The sequence below is a fragment of the Streptomyces sp. NPDC004539 genome (genome assembly GCF_040610055.1).
Taxonomy (GTDB): domain Bacteria; phylum Actinomycetota; class Actinomycetes; order Streptomycetales; family Streptomycetaceae; genus Streptomyces.
In genome coordinates, this window is record NZ_JBEXLS010000004.1 from 221,194 (window position 1) to 234,899 (window position 13,706).

General features: G+C 70.1%; 11 protein-coding genes. 7 read left to right on the forward strand and 4 right to left on the reverse strand.

Annotation, left to right across the window (positions count from 1 at the left end):
- Nucleotides 1-17: 17 nt before the first annotated feature.
- From ABZX85_RS10465 to ABZX85_RS10475, 3 genes are all read left to right on the forward strand, one after another.
- A complete protein-coding gene (locus ABZX85_RS10465; protein WP_355864649.1) occupies nucleotides 18-1,439 on the forward strand; it encodes a hypothetical protein in 1,422 nt (473 codons plus the stop codon).
- Nucleotides 1,436-3,373: a glycogen debranching N-terminal domain-containing protein gene (locus ABZX85_RS10470; protein ID WP_355864652.1), complete on the forward strand. Its 1,938-nt coding sequence runs from the start codon at nucleotides 1,436-1,438 to the stop codon at nucleotides 3,371-3,373. The genes ABZX85_RS10465 and ABZX85_RS10470 overlap by 4 nt, the downstream gene beginning before the upstream one ends.
- 89 nt (nucleotides 3,374-3,462) lie before the next feature.
- Complete coding sequence (locus ABZX85_RS10475) at nucleotides 3,463-5,391, forward strand: CDP-alcohol phosphatidyltransferase (protein ID WP_355864655.1); 1,929 nt, start codon at nucleotides 3,463-3,465, stop codon at nucleotides 5,389-5,391.
- A 22-nt stretch (nucleotides 5,392-5,413) separates the two neighbouring features.
- Here the strand turns inward: ABZX85_RS10475 and ABZX85_RS10480 are convergent, their stop codons facing one another.
- Nucleotides 5,414-5,944 (reverse strand): hypothetical protein, encoded by a 531-nt coding sequence (locus ABZX85_RS10480; RefSeq protein ID WP_355864658.1) that lies wholly within the window; start codon nucleotides 5,942-5,944, stop codon nucleotides 5,414-5,416.
- Nucleotides 5,945-5,990: 46 nt separating this feature from the next.
- Nucleotides 5,991-7,133: a tRNA dihydrouridine synthase DusB gene (gene dusB, locus ABZX85_RS10485; protein WP_355864661.1), complete on the reverse strand. Its 1,143-nt coding sequence runs from the start codon at nucleotides 7,131-7,133 to the stop codon at nucleotides 5,991-5,993.
- 106 nt (nucleotides 7,134-7,239) lie between these two features.
- On the opposite strand from dusB, the gene ABZX85_RS10490 reads away from it, so the two are divergent.
- A complete protein-coding gene (locus ABZX85_RS10490) occupies nucleotides 7,240-8,685 on the forward strand; it encodes an MFS transporter (RefSeq protein WP_355864664.1) in 1,446 nt (481 codons plus the stop codon).
- A 313-nt stretch (nucleotides 8,686-8,998) separates the two neighbouring features.
- Here the strand turns inward: ABZX85_RS10490 and ABZX85_RS10495 are convergent, their stop codons facing one another.
- On the reverse strand, nucleotides 8,999-9,505 hold the full coding sequence (locus ABZX85_RS10495) for a hypothetical protein (protein ID WP_355864667.1): 507 nt from the start codon (nucleotides 9,503-9,505) through the stop codon (nucleotides 8,999-9,001).
- Nucleotides 9,506-9,836: 331 nt separating this feature from the next.
- Here ABZX85_RS10495 and ABZX85_RS10500 point away from each other — a divergent pair, with 331 nt between their 5' ends.
- Complete coding sequence (locus tag ABZX85_RS10500; protein WP_355864670.1) at nucleotides 9,837-10,247, forward strand: hypothetical protein; 411 nt, start codon at nucleotides 9,837-9,839, stop codon at nucleotides 10,245-10,247.
- Between the two features lie 70 nt (nucleotides 10,248-10,317).
- On the opposite strand, the gene ABZX85_RS10505 is transcribed toward ABZX85_RS10500, so the two are convergent.
- Nucleotides 10,318-11,700, reverse strand: coding sequence for a glycine--tRNA ligase (locus tag ABZX85_RS10505; protein WP_355864673.1), 1,383 nt, complete (start codon nucleotides 11,698-11,700; stop codon nucleotides 10,318-10,320).
- A gap of 265 nt (nucleotides 11,701-11,965) precedes the next feature.
- Between ABZX85_RS10505 and ABZX85_RS10510 the strand changes: the two genes are divergently transcribed.
- Together ABZX85_RS10510 and ABZX85_RS10515 are read left to right on the forward strand one after the other, a co-directional pair.
- Complete coding sequence (locus tag ABZX85_RS10510) at nucleotides 11,966-12,925, forward strand: metal ABC transporter substrate-binding protein (protein ID WP_355864676.1); 960 nt, start codon at nucleotides 11,966-11,968, stop codon at nucleotides 12,923-12,925.
- A gap of 24 nt (nucleotides 12,926-12,949) precedes the next feature.
- On the forward strand, nucleotides 12,950-13,705 hold the full coding sequence (locus tag ABZX85_RS10515) for a metal ABC transporter ATP-binding protein (protein WP_355864678.1): 756 nt from the start codon (nucleotides 12,950-12,952) through the stop codon (nucleotides 13,703-13,705).
- Nucleotide 13,706 lies beyond the last annotated feature (1 nt).

Here is a 13,706-nt window from a genome sequence, read left to right on the forward strand (position 1 = left end):
TCGTCGGGGAGCCCCGAGTGGATCGCACTGCCCAGCTCATCGCCCGCACCGCCGGGCACACCACTGCATACGATCCGGGCGGTACGGGATCGCTGCACCTCAGGGCGGTACGGGTACTACGGGAGAACTGGACCGGGACCTCGACGGTCCCCTCCCGCAGCCTGTACCCCCACCAGTGGTCGTGGGACTCGGCGTTCATCTCGATCGGCCTCAGGCACGTCTCGCCGGTGCGCGCGCAGACCGAGCTGGAGACGCTGCTGGCGGCCCAGTGGGGCGACGGACGCATCCCGCACATCGTCTTCAACCCCTCCGTCCCGCTCGACGCGTACTTCCCGAGCCCCGACTTCTGGCGCTCCTCGGTCGCCGGGCGCGCGGCGGGCGCCCCGCGCACGGTACAGACCTCCGGCATCGTGCAGCCACCGGTCCACGCGCTGGCGGCCTGGCTCGTGCACTGCGCCGACCCCGGTCTGTCGCGGGCGCGCGGATTCCTGTCCCGGGTCTACCCACGGCTCGCCGCCTGGCACCGCTATCTGCTGCACCGGCGCGACCTCGGCGGCGGCGGGCTGGTCTCCGTCGTCCACCCCTGGGAACAGGGTATGGACAACTCCCCTTGCTGGGACGCCCCGTTGGCGCGGATCACGCCCGCGCCCGCGCGTTCCTTCCGGCGCGCCGACCTCGACCACGGCGCCGCCGAGGACCGTCCGACGGACCTCGACTACGGGCGGTACGTCCGCCTCGCGACCGACTACCGGGACGGCGGATACGCCGACGGGGCCGGGGAGTTCGCCGTCGAGGACCCCGCCTTCAACGCCCTGCTGGTCGCCTCCGAGCACGCACTCGCCCGCATCGCCCACGAGTTGGGGGCGACGGGCACCGCCCGGCACGCGCGCGCCGAACGGCTGACGGGCGCGCTCCTGGAGCGGCTCTGGGACCCGGCCGAGGGCATGTTCTTCTGCCGGGACGTCGTCGGCGGCGGCCTGATCCGCGAGCGCGGCGTCTCGGGCCTGGTCCCGCTGCTGCTGCCCGGCCTGCCGCGCGAGGTCGCCGAGGCCGTCGTACGGACGCTGGGCGGGCGGCACTTCGGGCTCGGGGACACCACCCGGCTCGTCCCGTCGTACGACCTGCTGGGCGAGGCGTTCGACCCGCACCGGTACTGGCGCGGGCCCGCCTGGTTCAACACGAGCTGGCTGCTGGAGCGGGGTCTGCGCCAGCACGGCGAGAGCGTCCGCGCCGACGCGCTGCGCGCCGGCTTCCTGCGGACGGCGGGCGACACGGAGTTCGCCGAGTACGTCGACCCGTACACCGGCGCGGCCTGCGGGGCGACCGGCTTCGGCTGGACCGCCGCGCTCACGCTGGATCTGCTGCACGACACGGAACTTGACGAGGCGTCAGAGCACGCCATGACCGTCGCGGGGACCAAGGGAGGGGACCGGGGATGACGGACCGACATCATCTGCTCGTGCACGGCGGTACGTTCGCCGCCGTCGGGGAGCGCGGGGACATCAGCGGCGTACGCTCCGGCTCCTCGCCGGAAGGGCTCTTCGTGCGCGACGCACGGCACCTGAGCCGCTGGCAGCTCACGGTCGACGGGGCCGTCCCCGAGGCGCTGACCCCGGTCGTCGCCGAGGACACCGCGAACTGTGTCCTCGTACCGCGCGGCGGGCGGACCGATCCGCCGTCCTGCACGCTCTTCCGTGAACAGGCCGTCGGGGACGGCGCGTTCATCGAGACGCTGCGGGTCGTCAGCAACCGGCCGGTGCCGACGACCGTACGGCTCGCGGTCACCGCCGACGCCGACTTCACGGACCAGTTCGAACTCCGCTCCGACCACCGCACCTACGCCAAGTCCGGGGTCGTCCGGCGTCGCCAAGTACTCGACGACGGGGTGGAGTTCAGCTACCAGCGCGGCGAGTGGCGGTCCTGTACGACGGTCACCGCCGACCCCGCGCCCGACGGGGTCGAGGAGACCGGGACCGGGGCCCGACGGCTCGTGTGGTCCCTGGAGTTGGAGCCGCACGGCGCGGCGGAGCTGACGTTACGCGTGATGGCCCGGCCGCACGGCGAGAAGCGGGCGCTGCGCGTACCCCGCTCGCCCGCCGCGCTCAGCGAGGAACTCCGCGCCTCCCAGGCGGAGTTCGTCGAGGGGGTCGCGTTCCCCACCGGCTGGCCGGAGCTGGCCGCCGCCTGTGCGCGGGGGCTCGCCGACCTCGCCTCCCTCCAGGTGCCGGCCGTGGGGCCCGACGGGGAGGAGCTGCGGGTGCCGGCCGCCGGGGCGCCCTGGTTCCTCGCGCTCCTCGGCCGGGACGCGCTGCTCACCTCGCTGTTCGCGCTGCCCTACCGGCCGCAGCTCGCGGACGCCACGCTGCGGGCGCTCGCCGCGAGCCAGGCCACCGAGACCGGGCCGCACGCGGTGTCGCAGCCCGGGAAGATCGTCCACGAGGTGCGGCACGGCGAGCTGGCGCACTTCCAGCAGGTCCCCTACGGGCGGTACTACGGGTCCGTCGACGCGACGCCGCTGTTCCTCGTCCTCCTCGGGGCGTACGTGGAGCAGACCGGTGACGTCTCGCTCGCCCGCCGTCTGGAGTCCCACGCCCGCGCCGCGATCGACTGGATGCTCGACCACGGCGGGCTCTCCTCCCGGGGCTACCTCGTCTACCGCGCCGACCAGGGCGGCCTCGCCAACCAGAACTGGAAGGACTCCCCCGGGGCGATCTGCTCCGCCGACGGGACCCGGGTCCGGGGGACCGTGATGGCCGCCGGGGCTCAGGGGTACGCGTACGACGCGCTGCGGCGTACCGCCTGGGTATCACGTACCGCCTGGGCGGACGAGACGTACGCGCAACTCCTCGAACAGGCCGCGGCGGATCTGCGGGACCGGTTCCAGCGGGACTTCTGGATGCCGGGCGCCTCGTTCCCCGCCCTCGCGCTCGACGGGGAGGGGCGGCAGGTCGACGCGATCGCCTCCGACGCCGGGCATCTGCTGTGGTCCGGGCTGCTCGACAAGGAGTACGGGGAGGTGGTGGGGCGGCGGCTGCTGGAGCCCGACTTCTTCTCCGGGTGGGGGGTGCGGACGCTGGCGGCCGGGCAGGCGGCGTACCACCCGCTCTCCTACCACCGGGGTTCCGTGTGGCCGCACGACAACGCGCTCATCACGCTCGGTCTCGCGAGGTACGGGTTGCACGACGAGGCCCGGGCGGTGGCGCACGCGCTGGTGGACGCGGCGACGGTCGGCGGGCATCGGCTGCCGGAGGTACTCGCGGGGTACGGGAGGGGTACCCAAGAGGTACCGGTGCCCTATCCGCACGCGTGCGTTCGCGAATCACGGTCGGCGGCGGCGCCGTTGGCTCTGCTGACGGCGGTGGGCGGGGCGTAGCCGCTTCGGCCCTTGGTTCACCGTTTGCCCGGCGTTTGCCTGATTCTGCCCCCGTGGGCTGAACACGTGCGCCGACCGGCCCGTACGAAATGATGGCGGACCCGGACCTCCACACCGGGTCCGCCGCCCATCTGGGCCACTGCCTCGTACGGAAGGACCTTCGGGTGCCTGTCTCCACACACTCACGCCAACAGCCGGAACCGACGCCGTCCGAGGAGACGGGGGATGCGGTGAGCACCGAGGCGGAGAAGGCGGTCGAGGAACCCGAGGTCACTGAGCCCGAGGCCGCTGAACCGGAGGTCGCCGAGAAGCCCGACGTCGAAGGCCCGGGGAAGCCGCCCGGCAAGCGGTTCGCCGTCGTCCGGGAGTGGCGCGGCCGGTACCCCGTCGCCGCGAAGGTGGTGTGGTGGACCGGGACCGTTCTCTCGGTGCTGCTGGTCTACACGTCGTTCCTGCTGCCCGTCTCCGTCGCCGCCTTCAAGCTGTCGACGTTCATCCGGCTGCCCGGTGAAGCCGTCGTCGTCGCCGCCCTGTTGATCGCGCTGCCCAAGCGGGCCCGGTTCTGGTTCGCGGTCGTCGGGGGCATCGGCCTCGCGGCGCTGACCGTCGTCAACGGCCTGGAGATGGGGTACCGGGACTACCTCGGCCGGAGCTTCAACCCCGTGCTGGACTGGGAGTTGCTCGACGACGCGAAGTCGTACGTGGCGGACTCCTCGGGGAAGACGGCGGCGAACCTGCTCGCGATCGGGCTGGTCGTCCTCGTCGCCCTGCTGTTCGTGGGAATGGTGGGCGCGCTCGTCAGGATCGGGAACATTCTCGGACGGGACGTCCAACGGGCCACACGGGGAACCCTGTTGGTGGGGACGGCATGGATCACGTGCACGATCCTCACCGTGAATGTCGCGGGCATCCCGTTCGCCTCGTACCGGGCGGCGGCCGGGTTGAACTCCCAACGGCGGCAGGTCGAGGCGACGTTGAAGGACGAGGCCGCGTTCAAGAAGATCGCGAAGAGCGACAAGTTCGGCAACACGCCCCCGTCACAGCTCGTTCCGGATCTGCGCGGCAAGGACATGCTGTTCACGTTCATCGAGAGCTACGGCCGCAGCGCGATCGAGGACCCGATCATGGCGCCGGGCGTCGACAAGATGCTCACGGAGAACACGGCGGCGCTCGCGAAGATCGGATTCCATGCCAAGAGCGGCTGGCTGACGTCGTCGACGTACGGCGGCGGGAGCTGGTTCGGGCACTCGACGACCATGTCGGGGCTGTGGATCGACAACCAGCAGCGCTACCGCACGGTGATGGCGAGCGACCACCTCTCCCTCACGAAGGCGTTCCAGAAGACCGGCGCGTGGGACACCGTCGGCATCATGCCGGGGGTGCAGAAGAGCTGGCCGGAGCAGAAGTACTACGGGCTCGACAAGGTCTACAACGCGTTCCAGATGGGGTACCAGGGGCCGAAGTTCAGCTGGTCGACGATGCCGGACCAGTACGCGCTGGAGTCGTACCAGCGGCTTGAGCACGGCAAGAAGCGGGACAAGCCGCTGATGGCCGAGATCATCCTGACGTCCAGTCACATGCCGTGGGCGCCGATCCCGAGCCTGGTCGACTGGGAGGACGTGGGCGACGGTTCGGTCTTCGACGCGATCCAGAAGGCGGGCAAGAAGTCCTCGGACGTCTACAGCGACGACACCAAGGCCCGTGAGGAGTACGGCAAGTCGGTGCAGTACTCGGTGACCGCGCTGACCCAGTGGATGGAGCGGTACGCCGACGACAACACCGTCCTCGTCTTCCTCGGCGACCACCAGCCGAACGCCAAGGTCAGCGGCAACCAGGCCAGCCGTGACGTCCCGATCTCGATCGTCGCCAAGGACCCCAAGGTCCTGGAGAAGGTCGCCGACTGGAACTGGACGGACGGCCTCAAGCCCGCCCACGACGCCCCCGTCTGGAAGATGGACCAGTTCCGCGACCGCTTCCTCACGGCGTACGGGTCGACTCCGCACCCGAAGACCAACTGACACTCGAAGACCGACTGACGCTTCACGAAGGCTCGTTCATCGCGTCGCGCGCCGCTTCGACGAACGCGGTCAGGGAGGCCGAGTAGGCTTCCATGGCCGCGTCGAAGCGGGCGAACTCCTCCGGCTCGCTACGGGAGATCCCCGAGAGGGAACCGCTGGTGCGCGCGGCTGCCGCCAGTACCGCTCTGGCCAGTTCGGCGAGCCGGCCGGGCCCCTCCAGCGAGATGACCCGCACGCTGTGCATGAGCGGGTCGTACGCCTCACGCGTCTCGACCCGCATCTCCTGAATGTGCGTCAGAAAGCGTTCGGGGTCGGAGGGTTGGTAGCGGACCTCGCCGACCTTCCAGTACAGCTCGCTCATCCCGTGCGCGCAGCGCATCAGCTCCAGATACGCGTCCCGCCGCGACTCCCGTACCCGGCTCGCCTGTTGGGCCTTCGCCGACGCCTCCGCCTGGACCCTGGCCGCGCGGACGTTCCCCAAGTTGGTGACCCAGCCCGCCAGTACGGCCGTACCGCCGGTCAATGCCGCGACCCACACCGCGCTGTCCGCCACGCGATCAGTGTCGGTGGCGTCCCGCGCGGTGTCGAGAGGGCGTCGATCAGCCGCCGGAGGTGTCGAGTTCGGCGTCCTCGCTCACGCCCGCGCAGTCGTACGGGTCCTTGAGCCAGCCGTCGGGGAGGACGACGCGGTTGTTGCCGGACGTCCGGCCGCGCGGCCCGTCCGCGCCGGTGGGCCAGGGCTGGTCGAGGTCCAACTCGTCGAGTCCGGAGCGGAGTTCGGCCAGGGACGAGGTGATCGCGAGGCGTTTGCGCATCTCGCTGCCGACCGCGAAGCCCTTCAGGTACCAGGCGACGTGTTTGCGGAAGTCGATGACGCCCCTCGACTCGTCCCCGAGCCATTCGCCGAGGAGGGTGGCGTGGCGGACCATGACGTCGGCGACCTCCTTGAGGGAGGGGCGCGCGATGTCCTCGGGGCGGCCCTCGAAGGCCGCGACCAGGTCCGAGAACAGCCACGGGCGGCCCAGGCAGCCCCGGCCGACGACGACGCCGTCGCAGCCCGTCTCGCGGACCATCCGCAGCGCGTCCTGCGCCGACCAGATGTCGCCGTTGCCGAGGACGGGGATCTCGGGGACGTGTTCCTTGAGGCGCGCGATGGCGTCCCAGTCGGCGGTGCCGCCGTAGTGCTGGGCGGCGGTGCGGCCGTGCAGGGCGATGGACGTCACGCCCTCCTCGACGGCGATGCGGCCGGCGTCGAGGTAGGTGATGTGGTCGTCGTCGATGCCCTTGCGCATCTTCATCGTGACGGGGAGGTCCCCGGCGCCGGAGACGGCCTCGCGGAGGATCGCGCGCAGCAGGTTGCGCTTGTACGGGAGCGCCGAGCCGCCGCCCTTGCGGGTGACCTTCGGGACGGGGCAGCCGAAGTTCAGGTCGATGTGGTCGGCGAGGCCCTCCTCCGCGATCATGCGGACGGCCTTGCCGACGGTCGCCGGGTCGACGCCGTACAGCTGGATCGAGCGGGGCGTCTCGGTCGCGTCGAAGCGGATGAGCTGCATGGTCTTGTCGTTGCGCTCGACCAGCGCGCGGGTGGTGATCATCTCGCTCACGAACAGGCCCTTGCCGCCGCTGAACTCCCTGCACAGGGTGCGGAAGGGCGCGTTCGTGATGCCGGCCATGGGTGCCAGGACGACGGGCGGCTGGACGGTGTGCGGGCCGATCTGGAGCGGCTGGGCGGTCGTGGACATTCCCCCATTGTCGCGCATGGGACGGGTGGGCCGAACGGGTGAGGTCCAGGATCTTGTATCGGTCATTAGTTAGACGCACTATTGATTCGGGCGTACAGTGGTCGGCATGCCGGAGCTGAGCCCTCGCCGTCGACTGCTGGTGCTCGCGATCTGCTGCATGAGCCTGCTGATCGTGAGCCTCGACAACACCGTCCTCAATGTGGCGCTGCCCGCCATGCAGCGCGATCTCGACGCGAGTACGTCGGGTCTTCAGTGGACGATCGACGCGTACACGCTGGTGCTGGCGTCGCTCCTGATGCTCTCGGGGTCGACCGCCGACCGGATCGGGCGCCGCAAGGTGTTCATGACGGGCCTCGTCATCTTCACGGCCGGTTCTCTGCTCTGTTCCGTCGCCCCGAACCTCGATCTGCTCATCGTCGCGCGGATGCTCCAGGCGGTCGGGGGTTCGATGCTGAACCCGGTCGCCATGTCGATCATCACGAACACGTTCACGGACTCGCGGGAGCGGGCCCGTGCGATCGGGGTGTGGGGAGCGGTCGTCGGGATATCCATGGCCGCCGGTCCGCTGGTCGGCGGGCTGCTCGTCGAGTCGGTGGGGTGGCGGGCGATCTTCTGGCTGAACCTTCCGGTGGGGCTCGCCGCGCTGCTGCTGACCCTGCGGTTCGTCCCCGAGTCCCGTGCCGAGCGGGCCCGGCGGCCCGATCCGGTCGGGCAGGTGCTGGTGATCGTGCTGTTCGGGGCGCTGACCTACGCGATCATCGAGGCGCCGGTGTCCGGGGCGGGGACCAGCGTGCCGTTCGCCGTTCTCGCGCTCGCCGCGCTCGGGGGGCTGTTGTGGTACGAGCCCCGGCGTACCGATCCCCTCATCGATCTGCGGTTCTTCCGGTCCGCGCCGTTCAGCGGGGCGACGGTGATCGCGATCAGCGCGTTCGCCGCGCTCGCCGGGTTCCTGTTCCTGTCCACGCTGTACCTCCAGAACGTGCGGGGGCTCGACGCGCTCCACGCGGGGCTGTGGATGCTGCCGATGGCGGTGCCGACGTTCCTGTGCGCGCCGATCTCCGGCCGCCTCGTCGGCACCCGCGGCCCTCGCATCCCGCTCCTCGTCGCCGGGGTCGCCATGTCCTCCGGCGCGCTGCTCTTCGCCGCGTTCCACGCCGAGAGCTCCACGGCCGGCCGCTTCCTCGGGTACCTCCTCTTCGGCATCGGCTTCGGCTTCGTCAACGCGCCCATCACCAACACCGCCGTCTCCGGCATGCCCCGCGCGCAGGCGGGCCTCGCCGCGGCCGTGGCCTCCACGAGCAGGCAGCTCGGCCAGACGCTCGGTGTCGCCGTCGTGGGCGCCGTCCTCGCCTCCGGCATCACCGCCTCCGCCTACCGCGAGACGTTCTCCTCCGCCGCGACCCCGGGCTGGTGGATCATCGTCGGCTGCGGGATCTCCGTACTGACCCTCGGGCTCCTCACCAGCGGGCGGTGGGCCCGGGGAACGGCGGAGGAGACGGCCGCGCGGCTCCGGGTGCCGGAGGTCCAGGGGGTGGGGGCCGGGGCGAGGTGAGCGGGGGGGGGAGGTGAGCGGGGCCGCCGTTCGTCCGCGCCGGCGGTCGGCGCGCCAGGGCCGGGGGCGGGGCCAGGCGCTCAAGGGTTGTTCGCCTCTCCGGACGGGCCCGAGTTCCTCGCCCTCCGGGACGCCCGTCACCATGCGGGTGCCGATTTCCGAGACCGGCCGGACCACCCTCGCCATACCCTCCCTCCCGCGAGCAGCGACACCCGGCCACCGGCCACTCCCCGAACGATATTGCCGCCCCTCCCCGAAGAGAGTGGGCGGCAATTTCCCTTTCCCCTTTCGAGCGGGATTCGAGGAATTCCCCTCACGCCACAGCCTGAGCCTGAACCCGCGACCGCCCCGCCTGGGCATAGAACCCATGGTCCCGCAGAGCCAGATATCGCCGGTTGAAGCGGACGAAAGGCTCGATCAGCAGGTCGACGAAGACGAGAAAGGAAACCGTCCCGATACCGACCGGCCCGCCGAGCAGCCAGCCCGCGAGGAGGAGGACCCCCTCCACCAGACCCTTGCCGCACCAGAACGGCCAGCGCCACCGGCCCCGCGCGCCGATGGCGAGCAGGTCGATCGCGCGTATCCCGAATCCGCTCATGATGATGAGCGAGGAGGCGTAGGCGCACAGCGCGGAGCCGAGGAGCAGAAGGGCGTACGGGCCGAGGCCCAGGTGCCCCGCGAAGTCCGTCCAGCGGAGCACGTCGATCAGCGATCCGCACAGGAAGAACGTGACGAACGGCGAGACCGGCGGCCGACGCCGGGTCAACAGGGCCCACAGCCCGATGCACACGGCCGCGACGGCGGCCTGACAGATCCCCACGGTGAGGGGGAGGTGGTCGAGGACGTTCCCAGTTCCGAGTGGATGAAGAAACTCGCCCTGCGAAAAAGGCCACACAACCGGCGAGACAAATCACACCCCGCCTGCCGTACGACCTTCGGATGACCGGTTCAGGACCCACGGACAAACGACGTCAGGGCCGACTCATAAAACCCGTCAATGGGCGCTCTGGTACGTCGTCATCCCCCGCGTATCAATATTTCTCGACCCTTTCGCGCCCCCGGCCTCCCCCTCCCGACTCGCGCCCTCGCCCGACCGGCGTAACCCTGTAGAGGCACACCGAGGGGGATCACCGTAGAAACGGACGTCATCCATGAACTCCGTACTCCACAGCCGGATCGCCCGTGCGCTGGCCGCCGGGGCGATGTCCGTGGCGTTGGCGGCAGGCGGGGCGGCGGCCTCGTACGCCGCGGCCACCCCCAAGCCGAAGCCGAGCGCGTCGCCCATGAGTGACGCGTCGATCACCGTCAAAGCCGACAAGTCCTCGGTGAAACAGGGCGACGAAGTCACCTTCACCGGTCGGACCAAGGGGCTGAAGGTCGGGGCCAAGCTGACGTTGCAGCATGAGAAGGACGGCAAGTGGACGACGCTGAAGGCGTCCACCACCGTGAAGAACGGCAGCAGTTACTCGCTCAAGGGGAAGCTGAACACGAAGGGGGCGGAGAAGCTGCGGATCGCCTCCGGGAAGGTGTACTCGCCGACGGTCACCGTGAAGGTGAACTGATCGCCACACCCGCACGACCCAGAACGCCGGGCCCCCGACCGACAGGGGACCCGGCGTCGAAGTGCGGACCTCAGCAGCCGACCAGCCGGCTCGCCAGGTACCCCTCGATCTGGTCCAGCGACACCCGCTCCTGCTTCATGGAGTCCCGCTCACGCACGGTGACCGCGTTGTCGTCGAGCGTGTCGAAGTCGACGGTGACGCAGTACGGCGTACCGATCTCGTCCTGGCGACGGTAACGGCGCCCGATCGCACCGGCGTCGTCGAACTCGATGTTCCAGTTCTGCCGCAGCGCCTGCGCGAGCCCCTTCGCCTTGGGCGACAGGTCGGCGTTGCGGGACAGCGGGAGGACGGCGACCTTCACGGGAGCCAGGCGGTGGTCGAGCCGCAGGACCGTCCGCTTCTCCAGCTTCCCCTTCGCGTTCGGCGCCTCGTCCTCGACGTACGCGTCGAGCAGGAACGCCAGCATGGAGCGGCCGACACCGGCGGCGGGCTCGATGACGTACGGGGTGTAGCGCTCGCCGGCCTCCTGGTCGAAGTAGTGGAGGTCCTGGCCGGACGCCTTGGAGTGCGCGTTGAGGTCGTAGTCCGTGCGGTTGGCGACGCCCTCCAGCTCACCCCACTCGTTCCCGCCGAACTGGAAGCGGTACTCGATGTCGGCGGTGCGCTTGGAGTAGTGGGAGAGCTTCTCCTTCGGGTGCTCGAACCACCGCATGTTCTCCTCGCGCATGCCGAGGCCGGTGTACCAGTTCCAGCGCTCCTGCATCCAGTACTCCTGCCACTTCTCGTCCTCGCCCGGCTTGACGAAGAACTCCATCTCCATCTGCTCGAACTCGCGGGTGCGGAAGATGAAGTTGCCGGGCGTGATCTCGTTGCGGAAGGACTTGCCCATCTGCGCGATGCCGAACGGCGGCTTCTTGCGCGCGGCGGTCTGCACCAGGGCGTAGTTGGTGAAGATGCCCTGCGCGGTCTCGGGCCGCAGGTAGGCGACGGAGCCGGTGTCCTGGGTCGGGCCGAGGTGGGTCGACAGCAGGCCGGAGAACTGCTTGGGCTCGGTGAACTGGCCCTTGTTGCCGCAGTTCGGGCAGTTGATGTCGGCCATGCCGTTCTCGGGGAGACGGCCGTGCTTGGCCTCGTACGCCTCTTCCAGGTGGTCCGCGCGGTACCGCTTGTGGCAGGCGGTGCACTCGGTCAGCGGGTCGGAGAAGGTGGCGACGTGACCGGAGGCGACCCAGACCTCGGGGGCCAGGATGACGGACGAGTCGAGACCGACCACGTCCTCACGGGACGTCACCATGTAACGCCACCACTGGCGCTTCAGGTTCTCCTTGAGCTCGACGCCGAGGTGTCCGTAGTCCCAGGCGGCCCGCTGGCCGCCGTAGATCTCACTGCACGGGAATACGAAGCCACGGCGCTTGCTAAGGCTGACGATGGTCTCGATCTTGTCGGCGGCCACGGTGCTCTCTTCATAACGACGAATAACGACGACGGACGACGAAGCGGGGGCGCTCGCGCGTGAAGCCGAAACACCTGCTTCAGAGCGCCGCTTCGGAGCGAAACCTCAGGGTACCGGCGGAGACTCCCCCACCTACAAATCGAACCCCTCCCAAGCACCGCCCCACGGCCCGCCCGCCCCGCTCCCCGCCCTTCTCCCCGCCCCTCACCTGCTCTTACCGAACGCTTGTTGACAACGGTTTCCATATTTGTTGAAAATGGCTTTCATGAACGTACGACGACTCATATCGGGCACCGCCCTCGCGGCGGCCGGCACCCTCTCCCTCGCCGCCCTCACCGGCTGCTCCTCCGACAGTGCCGCCGCCACGAACAGCGACGGCAAGCTCGACGTCGTCGCGTCGTTCTACCCGATGGCCTTCCTCGCCGAGCAGATCGGCGGCACCCACGTCAGCGTGGAGAGCCTGACCGAGCCCGGCCAGGAGCCGCACGACCTGGAGATCAGCGCCAAGCAGACCGCGCGCCTGGAGAAGGCCGACGCGATCGTCTACCTGAAGAACCTCCAGCCGTCGGTGGACGCGGCCGTGAAGCAGTCGTCGGTGAAGACGAAGGTGGACGCCGCCTCCCTCACCTCGCTGGAGAAGCACGGCAACGAGGTCGGCGGCCACTCCGCCGAGTCCGACCACACCGAGAACGACGAGCTGGCGGGCCTCGACCCGCACATCTGGCTCGACCCGGTCCGCTACTCGCAGGTCGCCCAGGGCGTCGGCAAGGCCCTGGAGAAGGCCGACCCGGACCACGCGGCCGACTACAAGAAGAACACCGCCGCCCTGGTCGCCAAACTGGCCGCCCTGGACACGCAGTTCAAGACGGGCCTGGCCGACACCAAGACCAAGGTGTTCATCACGACCCACGCCGCCTTCGGCTACCTCGCCGAGCGCTACGGCCTGACCGAGGAGGCCATCAACGGCCTCGACCCCGAGTCGGAGCCGAGTGCCGCGCGCGTGAAGGACCTTGAGAAGATGGCCAAGGCCGACGGCGTCACGACCGTGTTCTACGAGACGCTCGTCAGCGACAAGACCGCGAAGACCATCGCCTCGGACGCGAACCTGAAGACCGACGTCCTCGACCCGATCGAGGGCATCACGGAGAAGTCCCGCGGCAAGGACTACTTCTCGGTCCAGGAAGCCAACCTCAAGGCCCTCCAGACCGCCCTGGGAACAAAGTGAGCGTGAAGTGACTTGGAGGACGGCATGACCTCAGAGCCCGTCATCACCCTGCGCGGCGTGCGCGCCGAGCTGGGCTCGCGGCCCGTCCTCCGCGGGATCGACCTCACCGTGCGGCGCGGTGAGGTCGTCGCGCTGCTCGGCGCCAACGGCTCCGGCAAGTCGACGGCGATCCGCAGCGTGATCGGCCAGGTCCCGCTGAGCGCCGGGGAGATCGAGCTGTTCGGCACGCCCCGCAGGCGGTTCCGGGACTGGTCGCGCGTCGGGTACGTCCCGCAGCGCACGACCGCCGCCGGGGGCGTCCCCGCGACGGTCACCGAGGTCGTCTCCTCCGGCCGCCTCTCCCGCGCCCGCTTCGGCGTCCTGCGCAGGGCGGACCACGCGGCCGTACGCCAGGCCCTGGAGCTGGTCGGCATGGCGGACCGGGCCAAGGACAACGTGGACGCCCTCTCCGGCGGCCAGCACCAGCGCGTCCTGATCGCCCGCGCCCTCGCCTCCGAACCCGAGCTGCTGATCATGGACGAGCCGATGGCGGGCGTCGACCTCGCGAGCCAGGAAGTGCTGGCGCAGACCCTGAAGGACCAGGTCGCGGCCGGGACGACGGTCCTGCTCGTCCTGCACGAACTCGGGCCCCTGGAACCGCTGATCGACCGGGCCGTCGTCCTGCGCGACGGCTGCGTCCAGCACGACGGCCCGCCCCCGCGCGCGGTCGGCCAGCATGCCCTGCCGGGCCACGACCACGTCCACCCGCACGAGCCGATGCACACGGGACTGCTGAGCTGAC